Genomic DNA, 17182 nt, shown 5'->3' with positions numbered 1-17182 from the left:
AAGTGGCATTCGGTCTGTAGAGTAGGACACTCAGCAGCCTCCCTTCGCACGGTGAGTCAACGATTGACCCATAACGCCATCCAGCGCTTGTTGCTCAAACGCTTCGCCCTCGCAGCCGGCACTTACGCCCTGGCTTTGGTGCTGTTGTGGCTGGCGTTTTTCACCGGCCATTACGAGCAATCCCTGGCCAACGTGGCCATCGGCAGTGCGCTGGTCGTCATCAGCCAGGCCGCGTTGTTCGTGGTGTTTTACAGCGGCTGCAACCTGCGTTTTTCCGACCCCAGCCTGACCGAAGCGCAAGTGTTGCTGGGGCTGGGTTGGCAAACCTGGCTGATCGCCCATCTGGACGAGGCACGCGGCGCGTTCCTGGTGTTCTACGTGCTGATTCTGCTGTTCGGCTTGTTCCATCTTTCACGCTTTGCCTTCTTGCGGTGCGCGCTGTTGGTGTTCGTCAGTTTCAGTGCGATCACGCTATGGGAGGGTTACCACTTTCAGTTACCTGACCCGGCACTGGCCGCGTTGCAGGTGTGCGTGCTGCTCATCGTGCTGGTCTGGCTGGAGCTTTATGCCCGTCACGTCCAGGCCTCCCGTCAACGCATGCGTCAGCGCCGATTTGCCTTGCAGGCGCATCAGGACACCCTGCGCGGGATGATGCGCCAGCTCGAAGACCTGGTGGCCACCGACGAGCTGACCGGGCTGTTCAATCGCCGGCATTTCCTGCGCCTGGCCTCCCGTGAGCTGAAGGCCATGGACGCCGATGTCATGCATGGCCTGGCACTGATCGACCTCGACCATTTCAAGCGGATCAACGATGTGCACGGCCATGCCGCCGGTGATCAGGTGCTGCAAGCCTTTGCCGCCGTGGCCACCGCCTGCTTGCGCGATGGCGATGTCCTGGCCCGTTACGGTGGCGAAGAATTCGTCGTGCTGTTGTCCGATTGCAACGCCGAGCGCCTGACCTCCTGTTGCGAGCGGCTGCGCATTGCGTTCACCGATGTGCAATTGATCGGACTCGACGTCGCCCATCTCAGCTTGTCGGCGGGCATGACGTTGCTCGAACTGGGCGACGATCTCGATGAAGCCTTGCAGCGTGCCGATCAGGCGCTTTATCGCGCCAAGCGTGACGGCCGCAATCGTTGCGCGGCCGCGTGGGAGAACGTCGATGCCTGAGTTACGGGTCGGCGAACGCCAATGGTCGGTGGCGGCGGGCAGCAACCTGCTTGATGCGTTGAATCAGAACGGCGTGTCGGTGCCCTACAGTTGTCGCGCCGGCAGTTGCCATGCGTGTCTGGTGCAATGTGTCCAAGGGCTGCCGAGCGACAGCCGCCCCGACGCCCTCAGCGCAGACCAGCGACAGCAAGGCTGGCGCCTGGCGTGTCAGTGCCAGGTGGTCGAAGACTTGCAAGTCCACACGTTCGATCCGCTACAGGACGGCCGCCCGGCCGAGGTGGCGGCTGTCGATTGGCTAAGCGCCAGCGTGTTGCGTTTGCGCCTGGTCCCCGAGCGTCCGTTGCGCTACAGCGCCGGGCAGCATCTGGTGTTGTGGGCAGGCAATGTGGCGCGCCCGTATTCATTGGCCAGCCTGCCGGAAGAAGACCGTTTTCTGGAGTTCCACCTCGATTGTCGCCAGTCGGGGGAATTCAGCGATGCGGCCCGTCAGCTGAAAATCGGCGATGCGCTCCGCCTCGGCGAACTGCGCGGCGGAGCGCTGCATTACGACCCGGACTGGAACGCCCGACCACTTTGGCTGCTGGCCGCCGGCACGGGGTTGGGCCCGTTGTTCGGCATCTTGCGAGAAGCGTTACGGCAAGATCACCAAGGTGCCATTCGCGTCATTCACCTGGCCCATGATGCCGAGGCGCATTACCTGGCCAAACCCCTGCAAGCCATGGCCGCCAGCCGCGCGAACCTGAGCATTGAGCTGTGGACAGCGGCCGAGTTGCCCGAGGCTTTGGCGCAACTGCGGCTTGTTTCACGGCAAACCCTGGCCTTACTCTGCGGGGCCCCTGACAGCGTCGACGCCTTTGCCCGGCGCTTGTACCTGGCGGGATTGCCGCGTAATCAACTGCTGGCGGACGTTTTTGTTCTGCGCGGTTGAGCGCTGATTTTTCAGACGCGAGACCGACCATGAGCGATGCCATCCAGTTTGAACGCGAGCGCGGCCTGCTGACCCTGCGCTTCAACCGCCCAGACAAGAAAAACGCCCTGACCCGCGCCATGTACAGCCACTTGGCCGAAGCGCTGAAACTGGCGGATACCGACCCTGAAATCAATGCCGTGCTGATCACCGGGACTGCCGAGTGCTTTACCGCCGGCAACGACATCGCCGACTTCATCCAGCAACCGCCGGGCAACCTCGACAGCCCGGTGTTTCAATTCATGCTCAACCTGCTCGAATGCCGCAAACCGGTGATTGCCGCCGTGGCCGGTGCAGCCGTGGGCATTGGCACGACGATGTTGCTGCATTGCGATCTGGTGTATGTCAGCCGCGATGCGCGCCTGCGCATGCCGTTCGTGAATCTGGGGCTATGCCCGGAGTTTGGTTCCAGCCTGATCCTGCCGCGGTTGCTCGGGCAGGCCAAAGCGGCGCAATTGTTACTGTTGGGTGAGAGCTTCAGCGGTGAACAAGCCGCACAGTGGGGGATAGCGACCGAAGCCTTGGACAGTGGCGAAGCGGCGTTGGCCAAGGCGCGGGAGATGGCGTTGCGTTTCGAGTCGCTGCCGCCAGAAGCGGTGCGCATCAGCAAGCAATTGATGAAAGCCGCGGACCGCGAACAACTGCGCAAGGCCATAGAAGAAGAGAGCGCACAGTTCACCCAACGGCTGCGCTCGGCGGAAGCGATTGCGGCGTTGACCGGGTTCATCAAACGGCATTGATTCTGCGGTGACTGGGCGGGCCTCATCGCGAGCAGGCTCACTCCCACATTGATCTGTGGCGTACACAAAATCCGAGGCCAGTTCAACCAAACCCCTGTGGGAGCGAGCCTGCTCGCGATGAGGCCAGGTCAGGCAAATACACATCCCGGATCAGAAACCAAAAAGCCCCGCCATTCACAGGCCGGGGCTTTATGCGTATGTGCGCCCAAAAACTGAAAAAACACGGGCCGTCTACTGTCAAGTCTGACAGTAGACGGCCCCCACCTTCACTGTTCAGATGCTTTGACCCGGAACAGTCTTTAAAACACCCGGTGATCATTCATTGTTTGAAGGAGAACACAATGTCAGCACAAGACCTGCTCTCTGGCACGCTCGATCCTGCCTTTGGAGTAAACGGCAAGGTCCACCTTGACTTCGACGCAGCGATAAGCGCCACCATCAAGGGACTGACTGTGGCGGCCGATGGAAAAATCTATTTCACCGGGAGTTACATCGCTAACGAACATGCCGGGTACATGCTCGGACGCCTCAATGCCGATGGATCGCCTGACCCGACATTCGGCACCCAGGGTCTTGTCATTGATTCGTTCGCAGGTGAACCCGACTCCGCTGGCAGTACCATTACCCTTCTTGAAAACGGGAGCATTCTTCTTCAAGCCTCAACCCGTGTAGATCTGTACCTCGCGTACGTCCCGGCGTTGGCCCGCTACAACCACAACGGCAGCCTTGATCCAGATTTTGGCACTGGGGGTAAAGTGATCATCGACACCCCGCTTGCCACTGCCATTGACCCACCGGATCAAACGGCAATGACCCCGACACGCCAGGCATCAGACATTGCCCAGGTACTTCCCGACGGTAAAATCCTGGTATGCACCTATCGTCCCCGGGTAGGAGCGATTTTCAGACTCCAGAGCAACGGTTCACTCGATCTGAGTTTCAATGGTGTTGGCTACATTACCTTGAGCCACCCTGACGCACCTGATCAGCCGGTATTGATTGACAACGTATTGCTTCAAGCAGACGGCCAGTACCTGGCCTGTGGCAGTTTTAACCAATCAAAAAATGCTTTTGTCGCTCGTTACAACACGGACGGCAGCCTGGATCGCACCTTTGGTAAAGACGGCTTCGTTCTCGTTGCCTCTCCTTCTGACGACAAACGCCTGCGCTTCACACAGATGTCGATGCAACCTAATCAACGAATTCTCGCTATTGGCGAAGTTCTCTCCACTCCCTATGAAGGCGTGATGGTGAGTCTTGAGCCAGATGGAAGTCCAAACATCCAGTTCAATGGCGCGCGCCCGGTTTACACGCAACTGGACGATAAACCGACCAGCTGGGTAGGTGCTGCGATGCAAACCGACGGGAAGATCGTCGTGGCGGGAGCCATACAGGGTTCTGACGCCATTCACTTCGACGGCGTTGTCGCTCGTTTCCAGAGCAATGGCACCCTGGATCCTGTGTTCAACGGATCGGGTTGGGCCCGTACCGGTTTCGACAAAGGTGATGGTGTCACTGCGATGACGCTGCAGACCGACAATAAGACGCTGCTCGCGGCTGACGATCAATCGCAAAAATCAGCCATCCTGCGTTACCTGGCGTAGCCCTTCACCCAGGCCCGAAAGGGCTCGGGCACGATTGTCATCATCCTCAGTCGGGAGAGCAGGACCATGTCCAACGTACACAACCAGTCACCTTCAGCTTCTGGCGATCTAGATCCCGGCTTCGGCGATGGCGGCCGAATTTACCTGAGTGTTGAGGGCTATGGCGAAACGGTAAAAATACAACCCGACAATAAAATCGTCGTTGGATTTCGCACTGGCCCCGGCTTCGGGCTGGCTCGTCTCCAGCCAGATGGCTCGCCAGACATGACCTTTGGTATCGATGGATACGTCATTGGAGAGTTCGGCCAGGATAACGAGATCACCCCGGTGACTGATCTGCACCTGCTGCGCGATGGTCGAATTCTACTCGTCGCAGAGAAGACGACATCAATGCGCACGTACCCGGCACTGGCCATGTTCCATCGCGATGGCAGTGCAGATACGACCTTTGGCCAGAACGGACAACAAATCGTCCAGCTCAAACCTGGCGGACAAGACGAGCTGCAAACAGGATTCTGCCGCCATTCAACGGTGTTGGCCGGCGATAAAATACTCCTGACACTCACCCCTCAAAGGATAGTGAACGACCGATACGAAGGGCTGCTGATTCGACTTGAACCCAATGGTTCTCTGGACACCACATTTAATAGCGGAGGCTATGTCCCTGTCCCTTACAAAGACACTGGGCTGACGACGCTTGAAGGTGTTGCCGTGCAAGCCGATGGCCGTTACCTGGTCGCCGGTACGACGCGAATACGTACACACACGTTCAGTTTTATGACACGGGTTCATGAAAACGGGGGCATCGACGCGACATTCGGAGAGCTAGGTTATGCCACGGTCGAGATTCCAGGGGTAAACACTTATCTGGGACCGATAGCCCTCACCCAGGACGGCAAAACGGTCGGCGCAGGACATCTGGGCGGGGCGTGGTATACCGGCCGTGGGCTTCTATCGGTTATCGACACCGAAGGCCAACCGGATGCGCAGTTCAACAATGGAATGCCTGCCCTGCTGTCCATCCCGCAAATGGATGTGATCTGGCGCGATGTCATTGTCCAGAACCAACACCTCACACTGGTCGGCGGCGGCCAAACATCGGAAGGCATAACCCGGTATGCCATCGCCCGCTACCTGCCCTCCGGACAATTGGATAGTCGTTTTGGACAAGAGGGCGTTATCCGAGGGGAACCCAGGGTATCTATCGCTGCGGCAACGGTGCGACAGCACGACACGAATATCATCACCGTCGGTACCACTGAAGGTAACGGTGAACGTGTGACGGTCAGTTGTTATTCAGGATGAGCCGGTCAGCCCATTGATGAACGCCGCGGACCGCGAACAACTGCGCAAGGCTATAGAAGAAGAGAGCGCACAGTTCACTCAACGGCTGCGCTCGGCGGAAGCGATTGCGGCGTTGTCAGCGTTCATCAGTAAACACTAGCCGATCGTTCCCACGCTCCGCGTGGGAATGCCTCAACGGACGCTCCGCGTTCGGCTTTGGGACGCAGAGCGTCCCGGGCTGCATTCCCACGCGGAGCGTGGGAACGATCATAGGGAAACCAAAAAGCCCCGCCATTCACAGGGCGGGGCTTTTGTTTTTCAGCAACCGATCACTCAGACCATCTTGTCGCCAACGTGCAGGATTTTCATCCCGTTGGTGCCGCCGATGGTGTGGTAGCTGTCGCCCTTGGTCAGGATGACCCAGTCGCCTTTCTCGACGACACCGCGTTTGAGCAACTCGTCGATCGCGGCCTGGCTGACTTGCTCAGGCGGCAGCGATGCCGGGTCGAACGGCACGGTGTAGACGCCACGGAACATAGCAGCCCGAGCCTGGGTTTCGCGGTGCGGGGAGAACGCGTAGATCGGGATCGAGGAACGGATGCGCGACATGATCAACGGCGTGTAGCCACTTTCGGTCAGGGCGATGATCGCCTTCACGCCAGGGAAGTGGTTGGCGGTGTACATGGCCGCCAGCGCGATGCTCTGGTCGCAGCTTTCGAAGACCTTGCCGATGCGGTGGCTGGAGGTCTTGCTGGTCGGGTGCTTTTCAGCGCCGATACAGATGCGCGCCATGGCTTGCACCGCTTCCAGCGGGTACAGGCCGGCAGCACTTTCCGCCGAGAGCATCACGGCGTCGGTGTAGTCGAGTACGGCGTTGGCTACGTCGGACACTTCAGCGCGGGTCGGCATCGGGTTCTGGATCATCGACTCCATCATCTGGGTCGCCACGATCACAGCCTTGTTGTGGCGGCGTGCGTGCAGAATGATTTTCTTCTGAATGCCCACCAGCTCGGCGTCGCCGATTTCCACACCCAGGTCACCACGGGCAACCATCACGGCGTCGGAGGCGTTGATCAGGGCGTCGAGGGTTTCGTCGTCAGCCACGGCTTCGGCGCGTTCGATCTTCGCCACCAGCCAGGCAGTACCGCCGGCTTCGTCGCGCAGTTGACGGGCGTATTCCATGTCGGCGGCGTCACGTGGGAAGGACACGGCGAGGTAGTCGACCTGCATTTCCGCGGCGAGCTTGATATCGGCCTTGTCTTTTTCAGTCAGGGCCGGAGCGGTCAGGCCGCCACCGCGACGGTTGATGCCTTTATGGTCGGACAGCGGGCCGCCGATCAATACGGTGCAATTGAGTTCGGTGGCATTGGCGGTATCAACGCGCATCACCACGCGACCGTCGTCGAGCAGCAGCTCGTCGCCCACGCCGCAGTCTTTAACCAGGTCCGGGTAGTCGATACCGACGACGGTCTGGGTGCCTTCGGTCAGAGGATGGCTGGTGGAGAAGGTGAATTGATCACCGATCTTCAGCTCGATCTTCTTGTTGGCGAATTTGGCGATACGGATTTTCGGGCCTTGCAGGTCACCCAGCAGGGCGACGAAGCGGCCGTGCTTGGCTGCGAGGTCACGCACCAGCTTCGCGCGAGCCTTGTGCTCGTCGGGGGTGCCGTGGGAGAAGTTCAGGCGGGCGACGTCCAGGCCAGCCAGAATCAGCTGTTCGAGAACTTCCGGCGAGTTACTGGCCGGGCCAAGGGTAGCGACGATTTTGGTGCGACGGACGGACATGCATAGACTCCTGAGTTCAAGCGCTGGGTGAGGCTACTATGGTCCGATGTTGTAGTCATTGTTCGTTTGCACTACTTATTCGTTTGTTTCTTGAAACGAACAATCCCGAAAGTTTTCAGCCACACCGATTCAATAGACCTACCATTTGTCGGCACTGTTAGTTCTAACAGGTAGGCGGGCGCTTGAGCGCGGGGTTGAATGCGCTGGAGCTTCGTCAACAGGTGACGAGTCAGGGAGATGACAACATGACTACAAACTCTCAGCAACCGGCGGAGCCGGTAATCGTTGAACCGGGAACGGCCGCTACAGTGGAAAACCCAGTCAGATTAAAGGGAACCGGTGTTCCAGATGCCATCGTTGAGGTTAGAACGGAAGACAAGCTTTTGTTATTGAAAGTCCGCGTATGGTCGGACGGTACTTGGTCAGGTAATGCTTCTGAAAACCTGCCTGAGGGTCGGAATACTATTTCGGCAGTCCAGACCAATAATTATGGGCCTTCGCCTGCGTCGCGGAGTCGATCCTTCGTAGTCGAATGACCGGAACGTCTTCGTTCATTTGCAAGCCCACTGAGCCTTGGCGGCTCAGTGGGTTTTTTTTTCGCTCGGTCAGGACGTTGAGTGCCACCTTGCGCGAATACTCCGAAGCGGGTGATTCGTTACCGCTTGTCTTATGCTGCTACACGCTCATTCCCGCACCCGATCATTGAAGATTTTCGCCAACGGGTCGATACAGAGCTCAAGACAGGAGAACCCCCATGCGATTCGTGCTCATTGCCGCCCTTGCCATCAGTGCCCTCAGCGTCACGGGCTGCACCCGTTGGTCGATGAACCATCATTTGAATAACGCTTACAGCGCCTACGACCGCGGCAATTGCGAGCAGGTAATGCTCGAACTGTCCAAAGTCGAACGCGCCAGCCGAGCGCGGCCTTACGTGTGGCCGGAAGCATCGATGATGCGCGGCTTGTGCCTGGAACGGCAGAAACTGTTTGTCGATGCGGCGCAAACCTACCAGTTCATCATCGCCGCGTACCCGCAAAGCGAATACGCCTACCGCGCCCGCGCCCGCCTGGAAACCTTGCAGTCGCTGGGCCACTATCCGCTGCGCAGTGCGGCTGCGGTCGTGCGCCCGACGCAGTTCTGATGGTCCTGATCGTTCAAAGGCTGGCTCACCGGCGGTGGTGAGCTATAGTCGAATAGATCGATTCAGAGCCTTGCCTCTGATCGACGCAACACCTGTGATCGGCAGGAGTAAGCGGCAGCGGCGTTATGGACTGTCGCACCGGGATCGGGGAGAGCGCGCCCATGCTTCTATATAAGAGAAGCAGGCCCGTTCCGAAGCATTAGTGCGGCTCTGCTTAAGAGCCTTGCTGGGCCATTTGCGCATGTTTACTGACCGCCGGATCGAGCGGCATCAACTGCCGTATTTTCTAAGAGTGTTCAACAGCGTCACCGACAAACCCATCGGCTTTCTGGGCAACGTCTCCGAAGACGGGCTGATGCTGATCAGCCAGCTGCCGATGATGATCGGCGCCGATTTCGATTTGCGCCTGAAAATCCCCGACAGCGATGGCTGCATGCAGGTCATCGATCTTCAGGGGTGTTGTTTGTGGTGCCATGAAGACACGACCCCTCACCACTATGACGCCGGGTTCAGCCTGCAACGGGCACCGCCGGAGTATGGGCAACTGGTCAGCGCCTTGAAGCAATATTTCAGTTTTCAGCCGCTGCCTGCTTCTGCGTGATGCCCTGCGGTGCCTGTACTGGCGCCTTCGCGGGCAAGCCCGCTCCCACAGTGATCGCGTCGAACAAAATGTTGGCGTACACCACCGAACCTGTGGGGGCGGGCTTGCCCGCGAAGGCGTTAGCGCAGGCGCCTGATATTTAAGCTCAGGTCACCTTGATCGCCGCCTCGTTCGCCAGCGACCGCTCCACCAGCATCAACCCCAACTCACTCAACTGATAAATCGCCATCGCCAGATGCCGCGGCTTGTCCTCCAGGCTTTCGGCCAGGTCGAGCAGCAGAATGCTGACCGAGGAAAAGGTTTCGTAAGTCTGGATGGTCAGGGCTTCGGGGTTTGCATCGGGGACGACGGTGAACATTTCCATGGCACGGTCCTGGGATGAAGGGAGGCGGTTGATGTGGGGTTTGAGGTAATGGTCCAGCGCCTTGTTGGCGGCGGCGTTGAGCTTTTTTGAATGGAGGGTGGAATAGGGGGAAACCGGGTCGGCTTCGGGGGATTGGGTGTTGCCTTGAACATAGTCGATCTCCGTAAGGGAGCCACCACCGTCTCGCGACTAAACGAATTAGGGTGGCGGCTGGACGCAGGTTAGTCGACCGGCGGAGATACGAAATCCGGCGCGCCCGAGGGCGCCCTGCGTACAGCCACCATCAAGTGCGGGGATAGGGAATTCCCGACTGGATGACGCTTATGCACATCGTATCGAACCGCCGGGCGACTAAACCCGATCGCTGATTGGCAGCGACGCGGATCAAGTTACGGGGCAAGACCAAGGCGCACAAGCCGGCGGATTCTGGCGGATCTGTAGGCAAATGCGCAAGGCGCTGTAGCCGTGAACTGAAGGGTTGAAAACATTAGGAAAAGTGACGAGGTAGAGGGTTGCCGTTCGTCGGCACTGTCAGATTTGACAGGTGTATGGCATGCGAAAACAGCCTAAAACAATTTTCGAGAGCCCACCCCAAACGGTAATACGATCATGACCGACGAACTCAATGACCTGGCCCAAGAAGGTGATCAACTTCCTGTATTTAATAAGCCCCCGAGCCCGAAAATACTAAGTCCCGTCAGCATGAGTATTGTAAATGGAAACATACAAGGGACGGTCTTTGTTGATGTCAAGTATGATGGTTATAGGGTTGCGATAGCGCTCTATGTTTCGGATACGCTGATCCAAACAAGATATATACACAATGCGTATTGGGGAAATAACACGTTCTTTATAGAAACAGCTTTTCCAGGGCCCGCTTACCTCAAGGCTTGGGGTACTGCTAATGGAGTTGATTCAGACCCGGAAGAAGTCGAATTTTATGTAAGTTCTAGGCCGGTGATTAATACCCCGGAAGAACGCGAAATTGTATCTGCCAGGCGTCCTGTAATTGAGGGGGTGGGAGGTGGGAGTTGTTCCCTCAGGGTGATGAGAAGTGGAACGAATGAAGCGCTGAGTGATTATTTTTACAACTTTTTAAATACGTGGTCGATCAAGCTCAATAAGGACTTGTCTGATAATGCCGAGTATTCGATTACCATTGAGCAATCCAAGCCAGGGTATACCACGCGTTTTAGTTCAGATCGTACCTTCATCACCAGGCTGGTACCCGAACCACCGGTTATCACCTCTCCCGCCCCCCGATCGTTACAGGAAACGACATTTGTAATGGGGGGGCGTAATGGAATGGTGGGCGCTACTGTCCACGTGTTGCTTGAAGGTCCCTTGCCCCTTAAGGAAGTCGGTAAAAGCACTGAGTTGACAAGCGAAACCTGGACTGCCTCCGTCACGGTGAAGCCGGGGCCGGTCTCGCTCGTAGCCAAGCAAGTTAAAGGTACAAAGGAATCGGTTTTAAGCACCGCTGTCGGCTTCTATATTCGCCCACCCAAATTGATGAATATCCAAGTTGAAAACCTGGCGACGCCCGGAAGTGTGAAGTTTTCAGGAGCTGGTTATGATGGCGCCACCGTCGAGATCACCATTAAAGAACCTGAAGAAACGGCACCACCGCCCGTTGTACAGGTGAGAAACGGCCAATGGGAAACCACGGCGACGAACTGGACCTTTGGTACGTACAAGCTGACCGCGGTTCAGAAGGTGCCCGACAATGCCAATGGCTGGATACCTTCCCTGTCGCTCGATTTCGACGTTGTCAGGAAAGTACCGACGCCCACTGATGTGAAGTACACCGTGGATAACCGCACGCCGATGTTCAGCGGTAATGGCGTGAATGGGGCAACGATTGTCATCACGGACGCTACAGGCAGTTCTGTGAGCGTTCCGGATGCTTCCGTCGCCGCCGGAACCTGGTCAACCCGTGCCACGACACCTTGGGAGCCGGTGAACTCGCGAGCCATCAACGTGGTGCAGAAAATCGGAACGGAGACCTCTGATCCCGTTCAGATCAGGGTCACCATCGAAAATCTTGCGCCACCGACCGAGGTGGACTATAGCGTCTCGGACTACACGCCAACCTTTACCGGCAAAGGCATTGTCGGGGCGACGATTCACGTTCTGGACGCGGGCGGTAATGATGTCGTTCCCCCCCTTCTGCTGACCACCTCGAACTGGACAATCCGTGCGTCGAGTCTGTGGGGGCCGATCAAGTCGCTAAAAGTCACCGTTGTGCATAAACAGGGTGGGCTGTCTTCTACGCCTGTTGAACTGAATGTGACCAACCCGTTGCTGGCACCTGACATCTCCCGTGTCACCGTCGATGAGTTACAGGCAGAAGTAGCCGGCACGTGCTGGGCCGGGGCGGTGCTCACCCTAAAGTTCAGCGACAGCGCCGATTTGCATCAGCCTGTTGTCAGCAACGGCACCTGGGTCTTTGAACGCCCGACTCCGTTCACTCCGGGTGGAGATTACACGGTCACTGCATGGCAGGATTATGCCGAGCTGGAGCCGTCCCCCGTTGCCTCGAAAACCTTTACGATCAAATTGCCAACACCGCGGATTACCGATCCGGGTGATAAGGCAGAGGTGTGGCGCGACTTCACCGTAACGGGTGACAAGGGTTACAAGGGCGCGACAATGAAACTGCGCAACGCTCAATTCGGCAATGATCTGGGCCAGCCCAAGGTATTGACCGAGAACGGTGAATGGTCAATCGATCTCACTGGGCTGGACTTTCGTGGTTACACCATTGACGCGCAGCAATCGCTTGGTCAGCGGGAGTCCGAGCGCAGCGAACTCCGTGCATTCGAGGTGGTGCTGGTGCCCCCGATCATTGAAGTGCCGGTGGAAAACGGCAGCATGCCGCGAACCTCGACCCTGTCGGGATGGGGCGCGCCGGGGGGGAAGGTAGGGGTTTGGTTGAAGGATACTGCCGAGCCTTTGCTTGAAAATATTGAAGTGGATGATGACGGCTGCTGGAAAGCCGAGGTGACCTTGCCGGTCGGAGCCAAAACCATCTGGGCCAGGCAAACCTTTGGGGGGCGAACATCCAAGGACAGCCAGCCTCTGAATTACAACGTGGTGCCAGCGGCCCCGGTTATCGAAACCCCTGTTACGGGCGAGCGCATCGGTCGGCGGGTGGCGGTGTCAGGCTTCGGTGTTGCGGGGGACAGCGTGGCGGTGAGGCTCGGCGATGTCGCTCAGACGGTACTGGGGCGAAGCCCGGTGCTGGAGGATCGCACCTGGTCGGTAACGGTGGAATTCGATCAGCCCGACGGGCGCTACCCACTGTTGGCTGTAGCGTCGAGCGAGGGGTTCGACTCGGCAGATTCAGTCATACGCCAGGTGGTGTTGGGTACTTATCGGCCCTCTGTCGATGTGCCTGCGCAAGGACAGTGGGTCAGTCACCCGGTCGAGTTCAAAGGCCAGGGCAGGCCGGGCGTCGGGCAAGTGGTGAGCTGGTTCAATCCGGATCACGTATGGGCACCCGATCTTCCCGTCACGGGTGGAGGCTGGCAGGGGGACGCTCAGCAATCGCTGCCCCGGGGTGGCCAATGGTGCCGGTTCAGGCAAAGCCTCAGTGACAGTGCCGATGGCGCGACGGTTTCCGACTGGGTCGAAAGTAAACGCTTTGAAAGCGAGCCGCCGACAGCGGAGTCCTGACACTCGATTTCCGATGAGTGGTCACAAAGACTGTCATTTATGACAGTAGACGATGACCGCCTTCGGAGGCCAAATCTCTTCAGTCGAACGCACGGCCTGCGAATTTCGTCGGGCCGTTCAGGACGCTTATCCACTCAAGGAACCTGACCATGTCTGACCCTCGCCCTGCTTCACAACTGCTGAGCCAAGTATTCAGTGAAGAAAAACTCACAGAGTACCTCGACCTCGCGACCTACCTGGAAGAAGGCGGGTCTATCTTTCCTTTGGTGGAGAAGGGCGTTCAAGGGCTGGTGAGGGAATACAAGGTTAGCCCCGATGATGCGCGCCTGTTTTTGCGTCGGGCCAACAGCATGGCTGTCTACCTGCGGCGCCAGTTCATCGAGCACAGCCTGCACGGTAAAAATACCGAAAGCGCCGCACCGCGCAGCGGTTTGTTGTCGATGGTCGAGGGGCCCAGTTTCGAGCGTTTGTTCGATCCCCGTTTCGACAGTCTGTGCCCCCCGGATGCTATCGAGTCTCTTGCTTCGTCTGCGGCGTATTTGGTTGAAATGGTGAGGTGGGTCATAGACCGCATCGAGCATTTTTCAACCGGTCCGGTTCCTCTGCGACTGCGTGAGCGCCGCAAAGACCTGATGAATCTGTCCGTCGACTTCAATGCGATACATCGACCAGTGTCTGCGGTCGACATCATCGTACCGGTGCTTGAAACATTCATCAGGGAACACAAGGATCCAGATCAAGCGGATCCAACGGATCTTGAGTTGGCGATGATCAATGCGCGATATCCCAACGGGCTTCCGTACTACCAGCACTGGGTTACCCTGGATGCGGTCGCCCGTCACCATGGCCTGTCGGTGGGCAATTTTGCGCATATGGTGGATCTCTCCTTTCCCTACTTTTTGCAAGATCAGGCGTGGGACGAGGATGCGGGTCGAGCCCTGGCCCACGCGTCGCGGCTGGGACCTTATCAACGACAATTGCTGACCGAGGATCCGCCGGCATATGCAAACCGGGAAGAATTTTACGCACTGAATTTCGGTACCGATAACTCTTCGAAGTATCAGAACCTCAATCAAGTTCGATTCTTCGGCGAGCGAACCAAACTCGATACCCCAGGGCTCGAGGCGCTGCTGTCGGTTCGCAGCTTTGCCCCTCTGCGCTCGCCCAATGTGACGGAGACGGACACAAAGCCTGCGGGGCCAGAAAGCTGGCGCTCCGGTTCGGTTTATCTCAATGCCCACACCCCCCTGCCGTCAGCATTACGGGTGAAGAAGTGGAGGAAGTGTTTCTGCATCGGTTGTCAGCCCTCCCCGACAGTGCCGATGATTTTGAGCGATATGACCGAATGAACCGCAAGTTGCGCCTGGATCGGTGGCTGGAACTGCCCAGCGATCAGGTGGATGCGCTGTTAGCGGCAGCCATAAGGGCTGAAGTGCGCGGTGGTGCGCAGGCCAATGCGTGGGAAATCACGGAAAGAGTCGTGCACGCATTGGGCCTGTTTCAATCATTGCGTGAGCGCTATGGGTGCACGGCGCAAGACTTCGCAGTGTTTATCGATGAGTTGTCGATTTACGGTCGTGGTGAAGCGCGCTCGCAGTTCGATCAGGTTTTCAATGAGGAGGGCGAATATTCTCAAGCCTTGCAGCTCGATGGCGGCAAGTTTCCGGTGATTCCGGCACAGGGCGTGTCCGATTTGACGGTCGCCCGGATATGCAATGCTTTTACGATCGATTTGCAGACTTACAGTGTTCTGGCCCAGGCGATTGCCGAAGCACAGGATGTCGAGGACAACATGTTGCAGCGTAACGCGGCGACCTTGTCCAGTTTTTACCGTCTTGTGAAGCTGTCGGGCCTGTTGGGTATGTCGCCGGTCGATGGCATCAAGATGCTGACATTGTTGGGTGGAACATCTTGGGTCAATGGCCTGGCGGGTGCTCCCCGGATCAGTCTGACCCCACATAATACGGCCATAGTCAATACGCCGGATGTGTTGAACCTCATCTATGCGATGCACTCCTGCGCGGGGTGGTGTGCCGACCGCGGCATTGGGGTGCCCTGGATGCTGCAGCAGGTTTCACCGCCGAAGACGTTGGTCGTCTCTGAAAAGGAGCTCGAGTTATTCAAGCAGGTACGCAATCTGTTGCCTGGTGCACTGTTCACCGACGCGGCGTTGCTGATGGCCGGTGTGCCAGCGCTGCCGGGTGCCAACTGGCTGGACCTGTTGACGGTGCTGGTCGATCCCGACGGCTTGATCAAGGCCCCAGCGGGAACGGAGGCCGACTATCAGGACTTTGCACGCGAAAAGTTTGATCAAGCGGTGAGGGATGGCTTGGGTGAAAGCAATGCAAGCGTGCGTGCTGTTATCGTCGAAAAAATGCTCACCGTGCTCTTGCAGGTCAGAGAGGCTCAGGCATCGGTGGTCAAGGAGTGCCTGGTGGTACATACGGGCCTTAATGCCGAGCAGGCATTATTGGTTCTGGCCTGGGCCAATGCGACGGTGTATCGGTTGTTGCGTCAGGTGCTCGAGCATACGGGACTGGGGCTCGACGAGTCTGTAAGGGGGCGCAACGAACAACCTGACCCATTGCTCGCGCTGTTGGCCGACGTACGCCGCCGTAGCGCGGTGGTCCTGGAACTGGGGCTTGGCGCCGAGCTGTTGCGGGACTATCTCGATTATGGCCACAAGGCCTGGATGGACCTGGACGACAAGCACGCGTTTACGGTGAAGACGCTTTATTACTTGACGACACTTACCCGGGCGTTTGGGATGAGTGCGCAACCCCCGCAGAAGTTGCTCGATTATTTGCGCGAGGTCAACGCACTGCCTTCCTCGCTAGGCACGGATGCAACGCATTTGGCCCAACAAGCGGCATCGATCCGGCTGGCCGAGTTTTTCAACTGGAGCGTTCAGGAGGTGCGCGAGTGCCTCGGCCGCGTGTCTCCAGAACTCAGAATCCTCAAAAACCTGACCGAGTTGGATCTGTTCATGCGCGTTCGGGTTCTGGCGACGCACACCGGTATGGATGCCCTGACGATCTTCCTGATCGGCACGTTGCCGGAGGTTGTCGATAGGCAGAGGTACGAGGTTGCCGCAGAGCGTGCTTTGCTGAGTCTGTCCGAATCCCCTGAGCCTGCGCTTGCCTTTTCCGAGGATCTGAAACAGATCGTCACCTCGACCTGTACTGTCGACAACAGCACGGTCGTTGCCGGCAACCCACAAGGAAAAATCACCTTCACCGTGACCCTCAAGGACAGCGGCGGACAACCGTTGAGTGGTGTGAACGTTTATTGGAGCGCCACCTTGGGCAGCATTGCTACCGAGGAAACAGATGTCTATGGGGTGGTGCAAGCAGAGTTCATACCCGGCAAGGTCATGGGTACGGATACCCCGCAGTTCTGGCTGGATCTGTTCGAGCCGGAGTACGCGCCTACCATCAACGTCATCGCAGACCACGCTACCTTGAGATTTCCGCCACCGCTCATGGCGCAAGTGCCGTTGCGGACCGTGGCGTTTGGTGAAGAAATCGAACTCTACGCCACGCTGAAGGATAGATACGGAAATCTTGGGAAAAACAGCCTCGTACAGTGGTTTTTCAACTCATCGCAGTCCGGTATCGAGCAACCTGGGCTGGTCATTCGCCCGAGCCAGGCTTTCACGAACCAGGAAGGCCAGGCGCGCGTGTTCGTCTCCAGCCCTACCGGTGGAGAGTTCGAGATCAGCATCCTGGCACAAGGAAGTGAGACGACCGCCTATTTTGAGCCAATCACCTTCGCCGCCGAAGAGCCTGAACGATGAACTGCCTCGATGGCTGGTCGTGTGTTCCCGGTTCAAACCCTCTGGAGGAAAG

11 protein-coding genes and 2 pseudogenes are annotated in these 17182 nt (G+C 57.9%); 11 read left to right on the top strand and 2 right to left on the bottom strand.

Annotation, left to right across the window (positions count from 1 at the left end; translation table 11 throughout):
• The first annotated feature begins 63 nt into the window (after window positions 1-63).
• The 6 genes and pseudogenes from BLW70_RS27925 to BLW70_RS30575 form a co-directional block, all read left to right on the top strand.
• The gene (locus tag BLW70_RS27925) at window positions 64-1170 is read left to right on the top strand and encodes a GGDEF domain-containing protein (RefSeq protein ID WP_074879576.1); all 1107 of its coding nucleotides are present in this window, start codon (window positions 64-66) and stop codon (window positions 1168-1170) included.
• Entirely contained in the window at window positions 1163-2098 is a 936-nt protein-coding gene (locus BLW70_RS27920) for an iron-sulfur-binding ferredoxin reductase (RefSeq protein ID WP_074879573.1), read from the top strand. Before BLW70_RS27925 ends, BLW70_RS27920 begins: the two co-directional genes overlap by 8 nt.
• Before the next feature lie 29 nt (window positions 2099-2127).
• Entirely contained in the window at window positions 2128-2877 is a 750-nt protein-coding gene (locus BLW70_RS27915) for an enoyl-CoA hydratase-related protein (RefSeq protein WP_074879570.1), read from the top strand.
• 341 nt (window positions 2878-3218) lie between these two features.
• On the top strand, window positions 3219-4481 hold the full coding sequence (locus BLW70_RS27910) for a delta-60 repeat domain-containing protein (protein WP_074879567.1): 1263 nt from the start codon (window positions 3219-3221) through the stop codon (window positions 4479-4481).
• A gap of 66 nt (window positions 4482-4547) precedes the next feature.
• Window positions 4548-5786 (top strand): hypothetical protein, encoded by a 1239-nt coding sequence (locus BLW70_RS27905; protein ID WP_074879562.1) that lies wholly within the window; start codon window positions 4548-4550, stop codon window positions 5784-5786.
• Window positions 5787-5799: 13 nt separating this feature from the next.
• Window positions 5800-5925, top strand: a pseudogene (locus tag BLW70_RS30575) (enoyl-CoA hydratase); the annotation flags it as partial.
• Between the two features lie 173 nt (window positions 5926-6098).
• On the opposite strand, the gene pyk reads toward BLW70_RS30575, so the two are convergent.
• Window positions 6099-7550 carry a pyruvate kinase gene (pyk, locus tag BLW70_RS27900; RefSeq protein ID WP_074879559.1) on the bottom strand — a complete coding sequence of 484 codons (1452 nt, stop codon included), beginning with the start codon at window positions 7548-7550 and terminating at the stop codon, window positions 6099-6101.
• A 754-nt stretch (window positions 7551-8304) separates the two neighbouring features.
• On the opposite strand from pyk, the gene BLW70_RS27895 reads away from it, so the two are divergent.
• A complete protein-coding gene (locus BLW70_RS27895) occupies window positions 8305-8691 on the top strand; it encodes a tetratricopeptide repeat protein (protein ID WP_074879557.1) in 387 nt (128 codons plus the stop codon).
• Window positions 8692-8932: 241 nt separating this feature from the next.
• Window positions 8933-9292: a PilZ domain-containing protein gene (locus BLW70_RS27890; protein ID WP_074879553.1), complete on the top strand. Its 360-nt coding sequence runs from the start codon at window positions 8933-8935 to the stop codon at window positions 9290-9292.
• A 145-nt stretch (window positions 9293-9437) separates the two neighbouring features.
• On the opposite strand, the pseudogene BLW70_RS27885 reads toward BLW70_RS27890, so the two are convergent.
• Window positions 9438-9808: pseudogene (locus BLW70_RS27885) on the bottom strand (DUF6124 family protein).
• A 457-nt stretch (window positions 9809-10265) separates the two neighbouring features.
• Here BLW70_RS27885 and BLW70_RS27880 point away from each other — a divergent pair.
• The 3 genes from BLW70_RS27880 to BLW70_RS27875 all read left to right on the top strand — a co-directional run bounded on the left by BLW70_RS27880 (window position 10266) and on the right by BLW70_RS27875 (window position 17130).
• Window positions 10266-13334, top strand: a complete 3069-nt coding sequence (locus BLW70_RS27880; protein ID WP_074879550.1) for a hypothetical protein — start codon at window positions 10266-10268, stop codon at window positions 13332-13334.
• Between the two features lie 149 nt (window positions 13335-13483).
• Entirely contained in the window at window positions 13484-14683 is a 1200-nt protein-coding gene (locus BLW70_RS31240; protein WP_235865029.1) for a Tc toxin subunit A, read from the top strand.
• Window positions 14680-17130 (top strand): Ig-like domain-containing protein, encoded by a 2451-nt coding sequence (locus BLW70_RS27875; protein WP_235865028.1) that lies wholly within the window; start codon window positions 14680-14682, stop codon window positions 17128-17130. The genes BLW70_RS31240 and BLW70_RS27875 overlap by 4 nt, the downstream gene beginning before the upstream one ends.
• Window positions 17131-17182 lie beyond the last annotated feature (52 nt).

The organism is Pseudomonas frederiksbergensis, from assembly GCF_900105495.1.
In the GTDB taxonomy this organism is placed as follows: Bacteria; Pseudomonadota; Gammaproteobacteria; order Pseudomonadales; family Pseudomonadaceae; genus Aquipseudomonas; species Aquipseudomonas frederiksbergensis.
This window is presented reverse-complemented; position numbering and strand designations above follow the sequence as displayed.